Origin of the sequence: Mycobacterium shimoidei, from assembly GCF_900417275.1 — a bacterium.
Lineage (GTDB): Bacteria > Actinomycetota > Actinomycetes > Mycobacteriales > Mycobacteriaceae > Mycobacterium > Mycobacterium shimoidei.
In genome coordinates, this window is the sequence record NZ_UEGW01000001.1 from 4,071,624 (window position 1) to 4,088,856 (window position 17,233).

Below are 17,233 nucleotides of genomic sequence, written 5' to 3' on the forward strand. Positions count from 1 at the left end.
GCAATCTCAACGGTGATTGGTGGGTCATTTCTTGCCCAGTATCGACAGCGCCGCCCGCAGCGCACTGGAGGTGGTCGCACCGTCGTCGCCCGCCAGCACCTTGTCAGTGGCCTCCTCGGCCTGCTTGACCGCAAAGCCAAGTCCCACAAGGGCTTCCACCACCGGACCGCGGACCGAATGACCATTGACCGATGCGCTCGGCGCCGCACCCATCTTGTCGCGCAGCTCCAGCACCATCCGCTCGGCACCGCGCTTACCGATGCCGGGCACTCGGGTCAGCGCGGTGACGTCGCCGTCGGCCAGCGCCTGCCGCAACCCGGGCGCGTCGTACACCGCAAGTGTGGCCAGCGCGATTTTGGGCCCGACACCGGACACGCTCAGCAACGTCAGGAACAAGTCGCGGGCGTCGGTGTCGAGAAATCCGTACAGCGTCATGGAATCTTCGCGCACGATCATCGCGGTGACCAGCCGCGCCTCGCTGCCGCGACGCAGTGTCGCCAGCGTCGACGGGGTGGCCATCAACTTGTAACCCACCCCGGCGGCCTCGATCACGACATGGTCGAGCGCCACGTCGAGAACTTCACCGCGAACCGAGGCAATCATGTGGCGGCCTTGACTTTCGCCTTGAATTTCTTGCGCTGCTCAGCCGCCTTGGCTTCGGCGGCGGCCATCCGCGCGATCATCGGCGCGCGCCAGCAGTGGCAGATCGCCAGCGCCAGCGCATCAGCAGCATCAGCCGGGGTCGGTTTGGCTTGCAGCCCAAGGATTCTGGTGACCATCGCGGTGACCTGAGCTTTGTCCGCGCCGCCGTTGCCGGTGACCGCAGCCTTGACCTCGCTGGGGGTGTGGAAGTGCACGTCGATGCCGCGTTTGGCGGCGGCCAACGCGATCACGCCGCCGGCCTGCGCAGTGCCCATCACCGTGGACACGTTCTGCTGAGAGAACACCCGCTCGATCGCGAGGACGTCCGGATGATGGGTATCCAGCCAGTGCTCGACGGCATCGCTGATGGTCAGCAGCCGTTGCTGCAGCGCCACCTCGGCCGGGGTACGCACCACGTCGACATCCAGCGCGATGACCTGTCTGCCCACGCCGCCCTCGATGACCGACAGCCCGCAACGGGTCAGTCCAGGGTCGACGCCCATCACACGCACGTCAACGCTCCCTCGAGTAGCCGAACGGTTGTTCGATACCTTAGCGGGCCGGACTGACATCGTTCGGCAGACACGCGGACGCCGAGCGCAGGACTTTGGCGCGGTAGCAGATCGCCGGTCCACCGACGACGCGCCCAACATAACGATTTCGTATCGAATCGTAAGGGGACTGCTTGTGCCCGAACAGATTTCAGCAATGCCTCAACGGAGTTGGTGAGGCGCGATACTATCGCCCAATGTCTGACAGACCTCTCGGTAAATCCAGCTCGTCGGCGAGCGACGCCGAAACCCAGAAGGAATCTGCATCCAAGGAGCCTGCCTCCAAGGGCTCCGCGCCGAAGGGGGCTCTGCCATACCCCGACGGATCGCAGGCCACGAAGTGGGCCGCGTACGCGGCCATCGCGCTCGCCGTGATCGCCGTGGTCCTTGCTGCCCTGGCTTATTTCCACCCATCGCACGACAAGGCCTCGGCCGGCGCCGTCGAGCAGCAGGGCGGCGACGCGAAGACCAACGTTTGCGCGGCCTACAACACCGTTCACGAAGGGGTCGTCGCCAACACCCACATGGCAAACCCCACCCCGGACAACCCAGTGGGCCAACTTTCGGTCGCCGCCAACGCACGCCTGTCCCTGTTGGGGGGCGGCTCGTATCTGAAGGATCGGCTGGCGGCGAACACGGCGGCTCCAGCCGATCTCGCCAAGGTCGTCGATGCTATGGCCAACACGATCCAACAGCTGGGCGTCAACTATATGGCCGGGGCACCCAATGACGTTCAGGAGCCGCTGCGCCACGACCTCGACAACCAGATCAGCCAGCTCAACCAGATGTGCGGCTAAGCGTTTGGTCGGCAGGGTCTGATGGAGCCGCCGCTCCGTTCCGTCGATCCAGCGCAGCTGCGCGAGGCGATGGCGCGGCGGCTGCATCGCCGATCGGTGGTCAGCGGGCAGATCACGTTGCCGGCTGTCCCGGGCATGATCGACGAATACGTCAGGATGTGCGACGGCATCTTTGCCGCCGTGGGTGTGCGGTTCACCATCGACGAACTCGCTCATCTGAAGTCGGTGCTGGAGGGTGAGTTAGCGGCGGCCTATCAGGCCTCGGTGCGTTCGAACATCGTCATCTCCTACGACTCCCCGGTCGGCACCGTGCTGAATTACCACGTGAGACCCGAATGGCTGACGATCGAGGCGGCCTACGAGAACTGGATTGTCAACCGCAAGCCGCCGCTGTTCGGGACCGAACCGGACGCGCGGGTGTGGGCGTTGGCCGGCGAAGCAGCCGACCCCGCCACATTTGGTGTGCTCGACATCGGCGGCGGGACCGGCCGCAACGCGCTGGCGCTGGCGCGGCGTGGCCACCCGGTGGACGTGGTGGAGATGACCCCGAAGTTCGCCGACATCATTCGCACGGAGGCGCAACGGGAGTCACTCGACGTTCGGGTCATCCAGCGCGACGTCTTCGCGACCACCGATGATCTGAGACGGGACTACCAGCTGATCCTGCTCTCGGAGGTGGTGTCCGACTTCAAGACGGTCGAGCAGTTGCGCGGGACGTTCCAACTCGCCGCCGATTGCCTGGCCGCCGGTGGGCGTCTGGTGTTCAACGCGTTCTTGGCAAACCCGGACTACACCCCCGACGACGCCGCGCGTGAACTCGGACAGCAGACCTACACCGCGATCTTCACCCGCGACGAGATGAACAGTGCGGCGGCCGGCCTGCCGCTGGAACTGATCGCCGACGATTCGGTCTATGACTACGAGAAAACACACCTGCCCGCCGGCGCATGGCCACCCACAAGTTGGTACGCCGACTGGGTCAGCGGTCTCGACGTGTTCGACGTCGAGCGCGCGGCGTCTCCGATCGAAATGCGCTGGCTGGTCTACCGCAAGCTGGGCCGGCACGCTCGATCGGAAACCTGAACATATTCGATGAATTTGTGACATTCGGCCGACCGTGGTCGCGCCAGCATCTAAGTTGACGCGAACGGCAAATATGTGTGGCTGCGCAGAAAGGCATGATTCATGGCTCGACAAGACAACATTGCGCGGGCACGCAGGTCGCGTAAGGGACATCGGGTGCTCGGCGGGGGGGCTGCGGCCGCCACGCTGCTGGCCGCGGCGGTGACGCCGCTGGCCGCGACGAGCATCGCAAACGCCGACGTCGGAGGCTTCGTCACCACCAATTTCAGCGGCCCGGCTCTCGGCGATCCGCTGCCCGGCACCGACGGCGGCGACGGGCCCGACACCCCCACCCCCGGCGCGTCCGGCGGTGCCGGCGGCAACGGCGGTGATGGCGGCAGCGGCGGGACAGTCGGCAACGCCGGCGACGGCGCACCAGGCGCACCAGGCGCACCCGGTGCACCCGGGGCACCCGGTGCCGGCGGCCAGGGCGGTCACGGCGGGCAGGGCGGCCAGGGAGGTCACGGCGGCCAGGGAGGTCAGGGCGGTCAGGGCGGCGCCGGCGGCCAGGGAGGTCATGGCGGTAACGGCGGCGCCGGCGGTCAGGGCGGTGCGGCCGGTCCAGGCGGTCAGCCCGGGCAGGGCGGCGAGGGCGGCGCCGGAGGCGCGCCCGGCCCTGGCGGAACCCCCGGTCAGCCCGGCGCACACGGCCAACCAGGCGGCTGAAACCTGTTAGTTTCACCGCACCGTTGATCCGCGCGGACGCGCCCGCCGACACCCATCCACACCCACGCCGAGATTGACCTCAGCGCGGAAAACCGCGAGAGAGCAGCACGCTGGTGTCGATCTCGGCGCAAAGGCGCAAAGGCGCAAAGGGTGTGGGCCTACTCCTCGATCTGAGCCAGGATCTCGTCGGGGATGTCGGCGTTGGTGTAGACGTTCTGCACGTCGTCGCTGTCCTCGAGCGCGTCGACCAGCCTCATCACCTTCTGCGCGCCCTCGGCATCCAGCGGAACCGTCACCGACGGCTGAAAGCCCGCCTCGGCCGAGTCGTAGTCAATGCCGGCGTCCTGCAGCGCGGTGCGCACCGCGACCAGGTCGCCCGGCTCGGTGATGATTTCGAAGCTGTCGCCGAGATCGTTGACGTCTTCGGCACCGGCCTCGAGCACCGCGGCCAGCACGTCGTCCTCGGTGAGCCCGTTCTTCTCCAGCGTCACCACACCCTTGCGGGCGAACAGGTAGGACACCGAGCCTGGATCGGCCATGCTGCCGCCATTGCGGGTCATCGCCACTCGCACCTCGCTGGCGGCGCGGTTGCGATTGTCGGTCAGACATTCGATGAGCACCGCCACCCCGTTGGGGCCGTAGCCCTCGTAGGTGATGGTCTGGTAGTCGGCGCCGCCGGCCTCCTCGCCGGCGCCGCGCTTGCGGGCCCGCTCGATGTTGTCGTTGGGCACCGAGTTCTTCTTCGCCTTCTGGATGGCGTCGTACAGCGTCGGATTACCGGCTGGGTCGCCGCCACCGACACGGGCCGCGACCTCGACGTTCTTTATCAGCCGGGCGAAGTTCTTGCCGCGGCGCGCATCGATGACAGCCTTCTTGTGTTTGGTGGTGGCCCACTTGGAATGGCCGCTCATCGCCTGACTACCTCTTCTCGCTCTGAAAGTTCGCCAGACGAGTCTACGTGTGACCCGCATTGGGCTCGAAGAATCCCGGCACCCACCGCTCGATCAGCGTGGCGTAGGCCACATGCGCGTCAAGCTGCACGGCGACCCCGAGCAGACCGCCGAGCGTGCGCAGCAACATGACGTAGCCGGGCGGCACCGTCAGCTGGCGGGCGACCTTGAACCGGTCGGCGAATCCCTCCTCGAGGGGGTCGGCGGTGACCAATGCCGACTTCTGGAACCATTCCCGGGTGAAGTGGAACTCGCCCGCCCGCAGCGGGTCGATGTACGCCCACAGCGGAGCGATGTACTCCACCAGCTGCTCGGCAGTCAGGTCGTACGCGTGCGGCATGAACCCGAGCTTCTTCAACAGCCGGATTACTTCATCCCACTGTTCGTCGCGCGCCCAGCACAAGAGTTCACCGAAGTCGGCAGGCACCCCGCCGGGGTGTTCGGCAACGGCGCCGAAATCGATGACTCCCAGTCGGCCGTCGGCCAACACCATGAAATTACCCGGATGGGGATCGGCATGCACCAGCCCGACCCGCGCGGGCGAACTGAGGGTGAATTCGATTAGCAAGGCGCACACAAAATTTCGTTCATCCGCGGTGCCGCCGGCGATGATCGAGGAAAGCCGGCGGCCCTCCATCCATTCGGAGATGATCACCTTCGGCGCGCTGGCGATCACCGCCGGCACGAAGAACTTCTGGTCTCCGGCAAAGGCTTTCGCGAACGCACGCTGATACTCGGCTTCCTGACGGTAGTCCAGCTCCGCTTCGATGTGCTCGCCGACCTCTGAAACCAGTCGGTCCACATCTGCTCGCGGCATAACCTGCTTGGCCAGCCAGGAAAACCGTTGGATCAGCTTGAGATCGGCGCGCAATGCCTCGTCGGCACCAGGGTATTGGACCTTGACGGCGACCTCGCGCCCGTCTTTCCAAATACCTTTGTGGACCTGGCCGATGCTCGCCGACGCCACTGGCGTGTCCTCGAAGGACTGGAAACGTTCGCGCCACTTGGTGCCGAGTTGGGCATCAAGCACCCGGTGTACCTTGGCCGCCGGCAACGGCGGGGCCTCGCTTTGCAGCTTGACCAACGCGTCGCGAAACGGCTCGGCGAACTGCGGAGGTATCGCGGCCTCCATCACCGACAGCGCCTGACCGACCTTCATGGCTCCGCCTTTGAGTTCGCCCAAGACCTGGAACAGCTCGTCGGCGGCTTTTTCCAGAAGCTCCGCGTTGACCTCTTCCTTGGACTTGCCGGTCATCCGCTTGCCCATGCCCAACGCGGCCCGCCCGGCCGCCCCGGCCGGAAGGCCCGCCAGCTTTGCGACACGTCCCAGTCGGCCCCGCACGATGTCGGCCATCACCACATCATGCCTGGTGGGAGGGCCTACGGCCTAGCGCTTTCCGGTCACCATGTCGACGAACAGCCGGTGAATGCGGCGATCCCCGGTCATCTCCGGATGAAACGCCGTCGCCAGCACCGGGCCCTGCCGCACCGCGACAGCGTGACCGGCCGCGCTGCCCAGCACCTGCACACCGTCGCCGACCCGCTCCACCCAGGGTGCGCGGATGAACACCGCATGTACCGGATCGTCGAGACCCTGGAATTCGATGTCCTCCTCGAACGAGTCGACCTGGCGTCCAAAAGCGTTGCGACGCACTGTCATATCGATACCACCCAACGGCACCGCTTCGCGGCCCACGGATCCGGCGTCGAGGATCTCACTGGCCAGCAGAATCATCCCGGCGCACGCCCCGTAGGCGGGCATACCGTCGAGCAGCCGTTTGCGCAGCGGATCGAGCAGGTCGAAATCGCGCAGCAGATGGCTCATCGTGGTGGACTCCCCACCGGGAATGACCAGAGCATCCACCGCGTCGAGCTCGCTGAGTCGCCGCACCGGTGTCGCAGTCGCGCCGGCTTCCCGCAGGGCCGACAGATGTTCGCGAGTGTCTCCCTGCAGCGCCAAAACCCCGATGCGTGGAGTGCTCATTGGAAATCCCGCTTGTAGCGGGTCAGACCCTCTTGCATCACCGCCGCGACCATTTCGCCGTGCCGGTTGAACAGCTTGCCTTGGCACAGCGCCCGTCCGCCGCACGCCGACGGCGATGTCTGGTCGTAGAGCAACCACTCGTCGGCGCGGAACATGCGCATGAACCACATGGCGTGGTCCAGTGAGGCCACCTGCAGATGCTCACGCTCGTCGAGGTGGGTGACCTGTGCCGAGCCCAGCAACGTCAGATCGCTCATGTAGGCCAGCGCGCAGATGTGCAGCACCGGGTCGTCGGGCAGGGGGTCCCGGTGGCGAAACCACACCTGCTGCTGGGACGCCAGACCGGGTAACAACGCCAACTTCTCCCGCGGCACGATCCGCACATCCCATTCTTCGAACTGGCGAAATCCCGCGTCGTCGAACACCTTCATCGAGTTCAGCCCGGGCAGGTCGTCGGGCGGCGGCGCCGACGGCATCGCGTCCTGGTGCTCGATGCCGCTCTGATCGGTTTGAAACGACGCCGACATGCTGAAAATGGTTTCCCCATGCTGGATGGCGTTAACTCTTCTGGTGCAGAACGAGCCGCCGTCACGGATCCGCTCGACGAGGAAAATAGTGGACGCCTTGGCATCTCCCGGCCGGATGAAGTAACCGTGCAGCGAATGCACCAAAAAGCGCGGGTCCACCGTACGCACCGCCGACACCAGCGACTGGCCGGCCACATGCCCCCCAAAGGTGCGCTGGAAATAGCCCGATTCCGGGCTGAACACACTGCCCCGGTAGATGTTGACCTCGAGTTGCTCGAGATCGAGGATCTTTTCGATCGACACGAAGCGTTACCAACCGCGCTCGGCCAGACGATGCGGCGGGGCGATGTCCTCGACGTTGATGCCGACCATCGGCTCGCCAAGTCCGCGTGACACCTTCGCCAGCACGTCGGGATCGTCGTAGAAGGTGGTGGCCTTGACGATCGCGGCGGCGCGGTGCTCCGGCGCGCCGGACTTGAAGATGCCCGAGCCGACGAACACGCCCTCGGCGCCGAGCTGCATCATCATCGCCGCGTCGGCCGGGGTGGCGATGCCACCGGCGGTGAACAGCGTGACCGGCAGTTTGCCCGCCCGCGCCACCTCGACGACCAGCTCGTAGGACGCCCCTAATTCCTTTGCGGCTACATACAATTCGTCGTCGGACAGCGACGTCAGCCGACGGATCTCGCTACTTATGGCCCGCATGTGCTTGGTGGCGTTGGAGACATCGCCGGTGCCGGCCTCGCCCTTGGAGCGGATCATGGCCGCACCCTCGCTGATGCGTCGCAACGCCTCGCCGAGGTTCGTCGCGCCGCACACGAACGGCACGGTGAACTTCCACTTGTCGATGTGGTGGGTGTAGTCGGCGGGCGTGAGGACCTCGGACTCGTCGATGTAGTCCACCCCGAGGCTCTGCAGGATCTGCGCCTCCACGAAATGCCCGATGCGCACCTTGGCCATCACCGGGATGGTCACCGCGGAGATGATGCTTTCGATCATGTCCGGGTCGCTCATCCGGGACACACCGCCCTGGGCGCGGATGTCGGCGGGCACCCGCTCCAGCGCCATCACCGCCACGGCGCCGGCGCCCTCGGCGATACGGGCCTGCTCGGGTGTGACGACGTCCATGATGACGCCGCCTTTGAGCATCTCGGCCATGCCGCGTTTGACCCGCGCCGTGCCGGTCTGCCCGTTAGAAGTCACGGCTACCAGTCTAATGGTGGGCCCAAATCAGTATTTGCCCACCGAACGTGAAGCTAGCTGCACACTCGGCGCCGAACGTGAAGCTGGCCGCACACTCGGCACAAGTCGGGGCGGCTAGCGGATGGACTGCAACTCGCCGGGCGCACCGGCGCTGGCCACCGACACCGCGTCGGCCAGCAGTTCGGACAGCTGCAGCGGATAGACCGTTTCACCGGCGGCCGTCAACGCGGCGATGTCGGCGGCGTCACACCAGCGGTGGCAATGGATGTAGCGGCGTTCCAGCTCGGTCCGCCCGGTCCCGGACGGCTCGAACCGGTGGGTGCGGTAGACGAAGAAGTACTCCTGGCTGTCGAGCACCGCGCCGTTGAACTGGAAGACAGCGTCGCGCCGCCAGATCGGGCCGACCATGTCGGCCGGGTCGACCCGCAAACCCGTCTCCTCGGCCAGCTCGCGAGCGGCCGCCTCGGCCAGCTCCTCGCCGTCGCGGATCTGCCCGCCGATGGTGAACCACCACCGCGGCGCGCTGTCGGCCGGCAGCGCCGGATCGGAGCCGCACAACAGCAACACCGCACCGGTCTCGTCGACCAACACCACCCGCGCCGACCTCCGCTTGTCGGATGCGCCATGGTGTGTAGCCGCTCCCGAACGCTCGGCGATCTCGAAATAGCTTGGCAGTGGCGCTCTTCCGCCCAGCCGCAGCAGCTTGACCATGCGTCGCTCGCCCAGCGCCAAAAGGTCGCGGACCGCGTCGTTGTGAAACCGGCGGGCCAGCACCACCCGGGCTTCGGCGTCGGCCAGCTCGGCGACCAGACCCGACGGCAACGACTCGGGGTCCACGGCCGCCAACGCCGCGGACAACTCGTTTTCGCAGGCTTCCCGACGATGCCGCGGCGCGTTCTCGGCGGCATCGGCCAGCGCCGCCAGGCGCCGGCCCTCGGCGGCGCCCTGAAAAGCATCCAGCGCGACCGCTCGGGCCACCACCGCCCGGCGTGCCAGCGCAGCATCGAGCGCCTGCCAGGACAGGTCGTAGCGCACGTGCAGCCGGTCCAGCCGGTGCGCGGTCTGATACCCCCACGCGGCCAGCACCAGCAGCAACACCAGCAAAACGGCCAGCGCGGTGCCGGTGCTGACCAGCCACACCATCAGCTGGCCACCTGGACCTTGGCACCCGAACCGGCGACCGTTTCGTAGACCCGCATGATCTGGTTGGCCACCACCGACCAGTCGTAGCGGCGCACCGCCTCGGCGCCGGCCGCGACGTATCGTTCGCGCAGCACATCGTTCTCCAGCACCTCGACCAGCGCGGAACCCAGAGCCGCACCGTCGTCGACGGGCACCAGCCGCCCGGCCTCGCCGTCGCGCAATACCCGGCGAAACGCGTGCAGGTCGCTGGCCACCACCGCGGTGCCGGCGGCCATCGCCTCCACCAACACGATGCCGAAACTCTCGCCGCCGGTATTGGGCGCACAGTAGACGTCGGCGCTCCGCAGCGCCGATGCCTTCGCGGCGTCGTCGAGCTGACCCATAAAGCACAGGTGCTTCGCCAACGAGCCTGCGCTGTCGCGAAGTTCGTCTTCGTCGCCGCGCCCGACAACCATCAGCTGCACATCCGGGAAACGTGAGACCACGCTGGGCAGCGCGTCGATCAACACCGCCATGCCCTTGCGCGGTTCGTCGTAGCGGCCCAGGAACAACACCGTCTTGCCGGCCCGCGGATACCCGTCCAGCAACGGCGCCGACGCGAACGACGCCACGTCCACACCGTTGGGAATCTCGACCGCATCGGAACCCAACGCTTCCATCTGCCAGCGTCGCGCCAGGTCCGACACCGCGATCCGGCCGACAATCTTCTCGTGCCAGGGGCGCAGCACACCCTGAAACACCGACAGCGTCAGCGATTTGGTGGTCGAGGTGTGAAATGTCGCGACGATCGGGCCCTCGGCCACCCGCAGCGCCCACATCGACAGGCTCGGCGCGTTGGGCTCGTGCAGGTGTAACACGTCGAAGTTGCCGTCGGCCAGCCATCGCCGGACCCGGCCGTGCACCGCGGGGCTGAATTGCAGGCGGGCCACCGACCCGTTGTAGGGAATTGGGATGGCTTTGCCCGCTGAGACGACGTAGTCGGGCAACTTCACGTGCGCCTCTGGAGAAGCGGGGGCCAACACGCTGACGGTGTGTCCGCGGGAGCGCATCACCTCGGCCAGCTGCAGTACGTGCGACTGCACCCCACCCGGCACATCGAACGAGTACGGGCACACCATGCCGATACGCATCAGGTGTCCCCCAATCTGGCCCGTCGCTGCTCGGAGCTGTCTGCCCGGCTACTTGTCGGGTCCTTCCGGCCCGCATCGTCGCCGGTGCGCAGATCGGCCAGCCACTGCGGCTGCAGCATATGCCAGTCGGCCGGGTGTGCGGCAATGTTACTCGCGAACCGGTCCGCCAACGCCTGGGTTATCACACCGATGTCTCCGCTGGAGCAGTCCAGCGCGGGAAAGACCTCGAAACCCCAGCCCCCGTCGGAAAACCAGCAGTGCACCGGCAACAGCGCGGCGCCGGTTTCGATCGCCAGCTTCGCCGGCCCGGCCGGCATCCGGGTGGCTTCGCCGAAGAAGTCGACCTGGATGCCGTTGCGGGTGAGGTCACGTTCGGCCAACAAACACACAATCTTGTTGTCGTTCAACCGTTCCCGCAGCAGACCATACGGCGGGCGTTCGCCGCCGGACAGCGGAAGGACTTCGAAGCCCAGCTTTTCCCGGTAGTCGATGAACCGCTTGTACAGCGATTCGGGTTTGAGTCGCTCGGCGACGGTGGTGAATTGACCGTGGGTCTGGACCAGCCACACCCCGGCCATGTCCCAGTTGCCGCTGTGCGGCAAGGCCAGCACCGCACCGCGCCCGGCCGCGAGCGCCGCCTCCAGATGGTGCCTGCCGGCAACAAGGTCGTCCAGTTGCCGGCGCAGCTTGGCGTGGTTCATGGTCGGCAGTCGAAACGCCTCGCGCCAATACCGGGCGTAGGAAGCCAACGAGGCCCGCATCAGCGAGCCCGGCACTTCGGCCGGTTGCACGCCGATCACCCGGGCCAGGTTCTTGCGCAGCTGATCGGGTCCGCCGCCCCGCGACGCGTAGAGCGCCGCGGCGTCGAACAGGTTGCGCGCGGCGAACTCCGGCATAAAACGCACCATCATCCAGCCGGAGGCATAACCCCAGTCGCTCAGGCTCACCCCGGGCACCTTCAAACCCCCCGGGACAGCGATCACGACTCGCTCTTCCCCGGCTTCAGCGGTTCAGCTGCCCCGGGCGAGTGCCGCACGGTGTGCACGCGCTGCGCGCAAGTGATCAGGCTGGCCGCCGCCAGCAGCCACATCGCGATATGCAGCGCCCACGGCAGCGGGATCACCGGCAGATCCGACAACCCAGCGCCCACCAGCACGATGATCAACCGTTCCGGGCGCTCGATGAACCCGCCGTCACCGCGCAGTCCGCTGGCCTCGGCTCGGGCCTTGATATAGGAGATCACCTGCGAGGTGACCAGGCAGATCAACGTCGCCGCCACCAACGACGGACTCCGCAGGCCGAACGCCGCCCACCACGCCAGCCCACAGAAGACCGCGCCGTCGCTGATCCGATCGCAGGTGGCGTCCAGCACGGCCCCGAACCGGCTGCCGCCGCCGCTTTCTCGCGCCATCGCCCCGTCGACCAGGTCGAACATCACGAAGAACCAGATCACCAAGGTCCCGGCGAACAGCTGCCCGGTCGGGAACAGCGTCAACGACGCCACCACTGCCGCCGCGGTCGCGACGATCGTCACCCCGTCGGCGGTGAACCCGGCCCGCAGCAACGCGCGGGCCACCGGCGTGGTGACGTGGGCAACTCCTTCACGGGAGAAAACCCTGCTCACGGTTGGCGTGCCCATTCGGTGGCCAGCAGTTGCCGGGTATCGCGCAACAGCTGCGGGATGACCTTGGAGTCGCCGATGATCGTGATGAAGTTGGCGTCGCCACCCCACCGCGGTACCACGTGCATGTGCAGGTGTTCGGCCAGCGATCCGCCCGCCGATGTGCCCAGGTTCATCCCGACGTTGAACCCGTGCGGTCGCGACACCTTCTTGATCACGCGAATCGCCTTCTGCGTGAACGCCATCAGCTCCGCGCTCTCTTTCTCGGTGAGGTCCTCCAATTCGGACACCCGCCGGTATGGCACCACCATCAGGTGACCCGGGTTGTACGGGTACAGATTGAGCACGGCGTACACCAGCTCGCCGCGAGCCACCACCAGCCCGTCTTCGTCGGGCAGCTGCGGAATGTCAGTAAAAGGTTGTGCACGGCTGTCGTTTTCCTGCTTCAGCGGCCCCTCGGCCAGATAGGACATCCGATAGGGCGTCCACAACCGCTGCAGGTGATCGGTCTCACCGACGCCGCGGTCGACAATGAAGTCCTCGTCAGCCACGGCTGGCTACCTTCACCAGATCTGCTGTGGGCGTAGCGTTCTCGCGATCCGCGATCCATTTCACGATCGCGGCTACGGCGTCGGCACGCGGCACCCCGTTGATTTGCGTGCGGTCACCGAACCGGAAGCTCACCGCTTCGGCGGCGGCGTCGCGGTCACCGGCCACCAGCATGAACGGCACCTTCAGGTTGGTGTTGTTGACGATCTTCTTGGCCATCCGGTCGTCGCTGGCGTCGACTTCGACCCGCACACCGTGCGAGCGAAGCTGTGCGGCAACATCTTCCAGATACGGCACATGGTCGTCTGCGACCGGGATGCCGACCACCTGAACCGGCGCGAGCCAGGCCGGGAACGCCCCCGCGTAGTGCTCGGTGAGGATCCCGAAGAACCGCTCGATCGATCCGAACAGCGCCCGGTGAATCATCACCGGGCGCCGGCGCATCCCGTCGACGGCGGTGTATTCCAGCTCGAAACGCTCAGGGGTGTTGAAGTCCAGCTGAATGGTGGACATCTGCCAGCTGCGGCCCAGCGCGTCGCGGGCCTGCACCGAGATCTTGGGGCCGTAGAACGCCGCGCCGCCCGGGTCGGGCACCAGCTGCAGACCCGACGCCTCGGCCACCTCGGCCAGTGTCGCGGTGGCCTCGTCCCAGATCTCCTCGGAGCCGACGAACTTTTCCGGGTCCTTGGTGGACAGCTCCAAATAGAAGTCGGCCAGGCCGTAATCGCTGAGCAACTCGAGGATGAAATGCAGCAGCGATGCGAGTTCGTCGCGCATCTGCTCACGGGTGCAGAAGATGTGGGCGTCGTCCATGGTCAGGCCACGCACTCGGGTCAGACCGTGCACCACGCCGGATTTCTCGTAGCGGTAGACGGTGCCGAACTCGAAGAGCCGCAACGGCAATTCGCGGTAGGACCGGCCCCGGGCCTGATAAATCAGGCAGTGCATCGGGCAGTTCATCGGCTTTAGGTAGTAGTCCTGCCCGGGCTTGCGCACCGTGCCGTCGTCGTTGTACTCCGCGTCCAGGTGCATCGGCGGGTACATGCTCTCGGCGTACCAGTCCAGATGCCCGGACGTGGCGAACAGCTCGGCCTTGGTGATGTGCGGGGTGTTGACGAACTCGTAACCGGCCTCGATGTGCTTACGCCGGGAGTACTCCTCCAACTCCCGGCGCACAATGCCACCCTTCGGGTGGAAAACCGGTAAGCCAGAACCGATTTCGTCCGGAAAACTGAACAAGTCGAGTTCGATGCCCAGCTTGCGGTGATCGCGGCGCTGTGCTTCTTCGATCAACCTCAGATGCCGCTCCAACGCCTCCTGCGACTCCCAGGCGGTGCCGTAGACCCGTTGCAGGCTGGCGTTGTTCTGGTCGCCGCGCCAGTAGGCCGCCGAGGTGCGGGTCAGCTTGAACGCTGGAATGTGCCGGGTGGTCGGAATGTGCGGACCTCGGCACAAATCACCCCAAACCCGTTCGCGGGTACGAGGATTGAGATTGTCGTAGGCAGTGAGCTCATCGCCGCCGACCTCCATGATCGCAGGGTCGCCCGACTTGTCGTCAACTAGCTCGAGCTTGTACGGCTCGTCGGCCAACTCCGCGCGGGCCTGGTCCTTGGATTCGTACACTCGCCGGGAAAACAGCTGCCCATCCTTGACGATCTGACGCATCCGCTTTTCCAGCGCCTCCAGATCTTCCGGCGTGAACGGCTTCGGGACATCGAAGTCGTAGTAGAAGCCGTCGGTGATCGGCGGGCCGATGCCGAGCTTGGCATCCGGGAAGAGATCCTGCACGGCCTGGGCCAGCACATGAGCGCAGGAATGCCGGATCACGCTGCGACCCTCGTCAGTGTTGGCCGGCACCGGGACCACCTCGGTGTCGGCGTCAGGCACCCAGGCCAGGTCCCGCAGTTTGCCGTCGGCGTCGCGCACCACCACCACGGCGTCGGGAGCGCCGCGACCGGGCAACCCGGCGTCGCGCACCGCGGCGGCCGCGCTCGTGCCGGCGGGAACCCGGATCGCAGCCGGCCAGGCGGGTTCTGCGGGGGCGGTCATCGCGGCGGTCTCCAAGTAAGCGGGCTGATTCCGATCGTGCCCAATGCTATCGGTGCAGCCGACTACGAGTGCAGGGCGATCGGGCTGGTCAACCACGGCCGATCGATGCCCACCAAAGCAGCCGACCAGTGCACAACGCCGAGCAGCCATAGCGTCGTCACCACAACCGCCGCGGTGAACGCGACGCCCAGTGCCTGCGTCCACAAACCCCTGCGGGTGAACCAGGCCATCACCGCGTCGTATCGGCTCCTGACGTACTTCAGGAACTTGCGCGCCCAGGCGAATTCGCTGGCGAGAATGGCCAGGCCCACGAACACGATGGCCCATCCCGGACCTGGATACGGAATTGCAACGATGCCGACCGCGACCACCGGGAACCCCACCCCGGCAACCGCGACGCGGTAGCCGAAGTCGGCGACCGGCCGATCGCGCAGCCCGTCACGCCATCGGGCCCAGCGGCGCCTGATGCTGGCGCCGCGCGTTGCTTCGTTTTCGGTGGACACGATAAGACGTTAGTTTAGGTGCGCCCGTCCGCGCGCCGATACTTGCCGTCGGCGGGTCGACCAGTGCGCCACGAGCGTCGCGATCACCGGTGTCCGGCACAATGTGCGGGATGGGGGTCCAGACGGCGTTGGCGTTATTGCTCGCAGCCATCGGCGTCTTCGTGGTGGTGAACTGGATCAGCGTGCGCACCGGCTTGCCGAGCGCCGGCCTGCTCACGCTGGTCGGCATTGGTTATGCGCTGCTGCCGGGTCCGAACGTCAGCCTTGCACCCGACGTCGTGATGACCTGCATCCTGCCGCCGCTGCTCTACAACGCGGCGCTGGAGTCGTCGCTTGTCGGGATCCGGCGCAACCTGCGCACGGTCATCAGCTTGTCGGTGGTTCTTGTGCTGCTGACCGCGGCGTCGGTCGGTGTCGCATTCGGCCTGCTGGTCGGCGGCACGACCATCGCGGTGGGCATGGTGCTGGGCGCTGCCGTGGCACCCACCGATCCGGTGGCGGCGCTCGCCGTCGCGCGCAAGGTGGGGCTGCCGCTGAACATCGTCACCTTGATCGAAGGTGAGGGACTGCTCAACGACGCCACCGCGCTCACCACGCTGTCGGTCGCCATCGCGGCCGCGAGCGGAGCCGAATTCTCGGTGCCGTCGGCGGTTGAGGAATTCGCGCTCGCGGCGGTGGGCGGTCTGGTGGTCGGCGTGGTGCTGGCGTTCTGCCGACGTTTCGTTCGACGCTGGACCCACGACGTGCTGACGGCCAACGCGGTCTCGCTGGCCACACCGTTTTTGGCCTATGTGCTGGCCGAGGAGATCCACGCCTCCGGCGTACTGGCGGTCGTGGTGTGCGGACTGATCGTCGGGCACTACTCGCCACGGTTGGAATCCGGAGCCAACCGCCTGCAGACCCGGGCGGTTTGGCAACTGGTCAACTTTTTGCTCGAAGGCCTGGTGTTCTTGCTGATCGGTCAGCAGCTTCCGGGCATCGTCGACGGCTTGGCGCATTACGAAACGTCGACGATCATCGTGGCGGTCACTGTCACCGTCGCGGTGGTACTGCTGGTTCGGCCGCTGTGGTTGGTGCTCACCCAGCTATTTCCCCGCCGGCTGCATACCCGGCTGGGAAACGTCGCCGACTCCGATGAGGACGTCGACGCTGCCGGCCGCAACGGCGACTCGGAAAAGCTCAGCGGCCGTGAGATCTTCGTATTGAGCTGGGCAGGCACCCGCGGAGTGGTCAGTGTCGCGGCGATTTTCGCGGTGCCGATGGTGACGCACAGCGGCGCACCTTTTCCCAACCGCGATCTGCTGTTGTTGTGCACGTTCGCGGTCGTGTTGGTGACGCTGATCGGACAGGGCAGCACGTTCGCGCCGCTGGTGCGCGCTTTGGACGTTCGCGCCAACGCGATCGATGAACTGCGGCTGCGCAACCACGCTCGCGCGGCTGCCGTCGAGGCCGCGCTGGACCGGCTCGACGAGATCGAACACGACGATGATGAGGACGTCGACGTCCGCGCGCTCGAAGCGGTGCGCGAACAGTTATCCGCTCGGCTGAGGCGATATCGCCGTCGCATCGACGTGCTGGAGTCGGCGGATTCCGACGAGATTCCCAAGCCCACAGGGTTTGAGGCGACCATCGGGTTGCGCCGGGCCGTGATCGATGCCCAGCGCGATGAGCTCGTCCGGTGGCGCGACGCCGGCATGTTGTCGGACCGCAGTCTTCGCGTGCTCGGACGCGAACTCGACCACGAAGAGGGCACGCTGCCGGTGAGCACGCCGCAATCACCCTGGCGCGACGCGTAG

18 protein-coding genes are annotated in these 17,233 nt (G+C 66.4%); 4 read left to right on the forward strand and 14 right to left on the reverse strand.

Annotated features, from left to right (window positions below; translation table 11 throughout):
* Window positions 1-24 precede the first annotated feature (24 nt).
* Window positions 25-603 carry a Holliday junction branch migration protein RuvA gene (ruvA, locus tag MSP7336_RS19535; protein WP_069396681.1) on the reverse strand — a complete coding sequence of 193 codons (579 nt, stop codon included), beginning with the start codon at window positions 601-603 and terminating at the stop codon, window positions 25-27.
* On the reverse strand, window positions 600-1,154 hold the full coding sequence (gene ruvC, locus MSP7336_RS19540; protein WP_069396680.1) for a crossover junction endodeoxyribonuclease RuvC: 555 nt from the start codon (window positions 1,152-1,154) through the stop codon (window positions 600-602). Before ruvC ends, ruvA begins: the two co-directional genes overlap by 4 nt.
* 236 nt (window positions 1,155-1,390) lie before the next feature.
* Here ruvC and MSP7336_RS19545 point away from each other — a divergent pair, with 236 nt between their 5' ends.
* The 3 genes from MSP7336_RS19545 (at window position 1,391) to MSP7336_RS23905 (ending at window position 3,778) form a co-directional block, all read left to right on the forward strand.
* The gene (locus MSP7336_RS19545) at window positions 1,391-1,990 is read left to right on the forward strand and encodes a hypothetical protein (RefSeq protein ID WP_084226496.1); all 600 of its coding nucleotides are present in this window, start codon (window positions 1,391-1,393) and stop codon (window positions 1,988-1,990) included.
* Between the two features lie 21 nt (window positions 1,991-2,011).
* Complete coding sequence (locus tag MSP7336_RS19550; protein ID WP_069396679.1) at window positions 2,012-3,073, forward strand: class I SAM-dependent methyltransferase; 1,062 nt, start codon at window positions 2,012-2,014, stop codon at window positions 3,071-3,073.
* 102 nt (window positions 3,074-3,175) lie between these two features.
* A complete protein-coding gene (locus MSP7336_RS23905) occupies window positions 3,176-3,778 on the forward strand; it encodes a hypothetical protein (protein WP_181786856.1) in 603 nt (200 codons plus the stop codon).
* Between the two features lie 158 nt (window positions 3,779-3,936).
* Here the strand turns inward: MSP7336_RS23905 and MSP7336_RS19560 are convergent, their stop codons facing one another.
* From MSP7336_RS19560 to MSP7336_RS19615, 12 genes are all read right to left on the reverse strand, one after another.
* Entirely contained in the window at window positions 3,937-4,689 is a 753-nt protein-coding gene (locus tag MSP7336_RS19560) for a YebC/PmpR family DNA-binding transcriptional regulator (RefSeq protein WP_069396677.1), read from the reverse strand.
* A 43-nt stretch (window positions 4,690-4,732) separates the two neighbouring features.
* On the reverse strand, window positions 4,733-6,082 hold the full coding sequence (locus MSP7336_RS19565; RefSeq protein WP_113965108.1) for an ABC1 kinase family protein: 1,350 nt from the start codon (window positions 6,080-6,082) through the stop codon (window positions 4,733-4,735).
* Between the two features lie 33 nt (window positions 6,083-6,115).
* The gene (pdxT, locus tag MSP7336_RS19570; RefSeq protein ID WP_069396676.1) at window positions 6,116-6,712 is read right to left on the reverse strand and encodes a pyridoxal 5'-phosphate synthase glutaminase subunit PdxT; all 597 of its coding nucleotides are present in this window, start codon (window positions 6,710-6,712) and stop codon (window positions 6,116-6,118) included.
* The gene (gene tesB / locus MSP7336_RS19575) at window positions 6,709-7,542 is read right to left on the reverse strand and encodes an acyl-CoA thioesterase II (RefSeq protein ID WP_113964384.1); all 834 of its coding nucleotides are present in this window, start codon (window positions 7,540-7,542) and stop codon (window positions 6,709-6,711) included. Before tesB ends, pdxT begins: the two co-directional genes overlap by 4 nt.
* A 6-nt stretch (window positions 7,543-7,548) precedes the next feature.
* Entirely contained in the window at window positions 7,549-8,442 is an 894-nt protein-coding gene (pdxS, locus tag MSP7336_RS19580; protein WP_280524369.1) for a pyridoxal 5'-phosphate synthase lyase subunit PdxS, read from the reverse strand.
* Window positions 8,443-8,556: 114 nt separating this feature from the next.
* The gene (locus tag MSP7336_RS19585; RefSeq protein WP_069396674.1) at window positions 8,557-9,585 is read right to left on the reverse strand and encodes an NUDIX hydrolase; all 1,029 of its coding nucleotides are present in this window, start codon (window positions 9,583-9,585) and stop codon (window positions 8,557-8,559) included.
* Window positions 9,585-10,715 carry a glycosyltransferase family 4 protein gene (locus tag MSP7336_RS19590; RefSeq protein ID WP_113964386.1) on the reverse strand — a complete coding sequence of 377 codons (1,131 nt, stop codon included), beginning with the start codon at window positions 10,713-10,715 and terminating at the stop codon, window positions 9,585-9,587. The genes MSP7336_RS19585 and MSP7336_RS19590 overlap by 1 nt, the downstream gene beginning before the upstream one ends.
* On the reverse strand, window positions 10,715-11,698 hold the full coding sequence (locus MSP7336_RS19595) for a phosphatidylinositol mannoside acyltransferase (protein WP_084226494.1): 984 nt from the start codon (window positions 11,696-11,698) through the stop codon (window positions 10,715-10,717). Before MSP7336_RS19595 ends, MSP7336_RS19590 begins: the two co-directional genes overlap by 1 nt.
* Window positions 11,695-12,354 carry a phosphatidylinositol phosphate synthase gene (gene pgsA / locus MSP7336_RS19600; protein WP_113964387.1) on the reverse strand — a complete coding sequence of 220 codons (660 nt, stop codon included), beginning with the start codon at window positions 12,352-12,354 and terminating at the stop codon, window positions 11,695-11,697. The genes MSP7336_RS19595 and pgsA overlap by 4 nt, the downstream gene beginning before the upstream one ends.
* Window positions 12,336-12,887, reverse strand: coding sequence for an ATP adenylyltransferase (locus tag MSP7336_RS19605; RefSeq protein ID WP_069396672.1), 552 nt, complete (start codon window positions 12,885-12,887; stop codon window positions 12,336-12,338). The genes pgsA and MSP7336_RS19605 overlap by 19 nt, the downstream gene beginning before the upstream one ends.
* On the reverse strand, window positions 12,880-14,934 hold the full coding sequence (thrS, locus tag MSP7336_RS19610; RefSeq protein ID WP_069396698.1) for a threonine--tRNA ligase: 2,055 nt from the start codon (window positions 14,932-14,934) through the stop codon (window positions 12,880-12,882). Before thrS ends, MSP7336_RS19605 begins: the two co-directional genes overlap by 8 nt.
* A 62-nt stretch (window positions 14,935-14,996) precedes the next feature.
* Window positions 14,997-15,437, reverse strand: coding sequence for a TIGR02611 family protein (locus tag MSP7336_RS19615; RefSeq protein ID WP_069396671.1), 441 nt, complete (start codon window positions 15,435-15,437; stop codon window positions 14,997-14,999).
* Between the two features lie 101 nt (window positions 15,438-15,538).
* On the opposite strand from MSP7336_RS19615, the gene MSP7336_RS19620 reads away from it, so the two are divergent.
* The gene (locus MSP7336_RS19620; RefSeq protein WP_069396697.1) at window positions 15,539-17,233 is read left to right on the forward strand and encodes a Na+/H+ antiporter; all 1,695 of its coding nucleotides are present in this window, start codon (window positions 15,539-15,541) and stop codon (window positions 17,231-17,233) included.

Bases quoted from the DNA above. Each gene is read 5' to 3' on its own strand.
- MSP7336_RS19620 (WP_069396697.1), top strand. From the start codon at position 15,539: ATGTGCGGGATGGGGGTCCAGACGGCGTTGGCGTTATTGCTCGCAGCC.
- MSP7336_RS19545 (WP_084226496.1), top strand. From the start codon at position 1,391: ATGTCTGACAGACCTCTCGGTAAATCCAGCTCGTCGGCGAGCGACGCC.
- thrS (WP_069396698.1), bottom strand. From the start codon at position 14,934: ATGACCGCCCCCGCAGAACCCGCCTGGCCGGCTGCGATCCGGGTTCCC.
- ruvA (WP_069396681.1), bottom strand. From the start codon at position 603: ATGATTGCCTCGGTTCGCGGTGAAGTTCTCGACGTGGCGCTCGACCAT.
- pgsA (WP_113964387.1), bottom strand. From the start codon at position 12,354: ATGGGCACGCCAACCGTGAGCAGGGTTTTCTCCCGTGAAGGAGTTGCC.
- MSP7336_RS19550 (WP_069396679.1), top strand. From the start codon at position 2,012: ATGGAGCCGCCGCTCCGTTCCGTCGATCCAGCGCAGCTGCGCGAGGCG.
- MSP7336_RS19560 (WP_069396677.1), bottom strand. From the start codon at position 4,689: ATGAGCGGCCATTCCAAGTGGGCCACCACCAAACACAAGAAGGCTGTC.
- MSP7336_RS19585 (WP_069396674.1), bottom strand. From the start codon at position 9,585: ATGGTGTGGCTGGTCAGCACCGGCACCGCGCTGGCCGTTTTGCTGGTG.
- MSP7336_RS19565 (WP_113965108.1), bottom strand. From the start codon at position 6,082: ATGGCCGACATCGTGCGGGGCCGACTGGGACGTGTCGCAAAGCTGGCG.
- pdxT (WP_069396676.1), bottom strand. From the start codon at position 6,712: ATGAGCACTCCACGCATCGGGGTTTTGGCGCTGCAGGGAGACACTCGC.
- MSP7336_RS23905 (WP_181786856.1), top strand. From the start codon at position 3,176: ATGGCTCGACAAGACAACATTGCGCGGGCACGCAGGTCGCGTAAGGGA.
- MSP7336_RS19590 (WP_113964386.1), bottom strand. From the start codon at position 10,715: ATGCGTATCGGCATGGTGTGCCCGTACTCGTTCGATGTGCCGGGTGGG.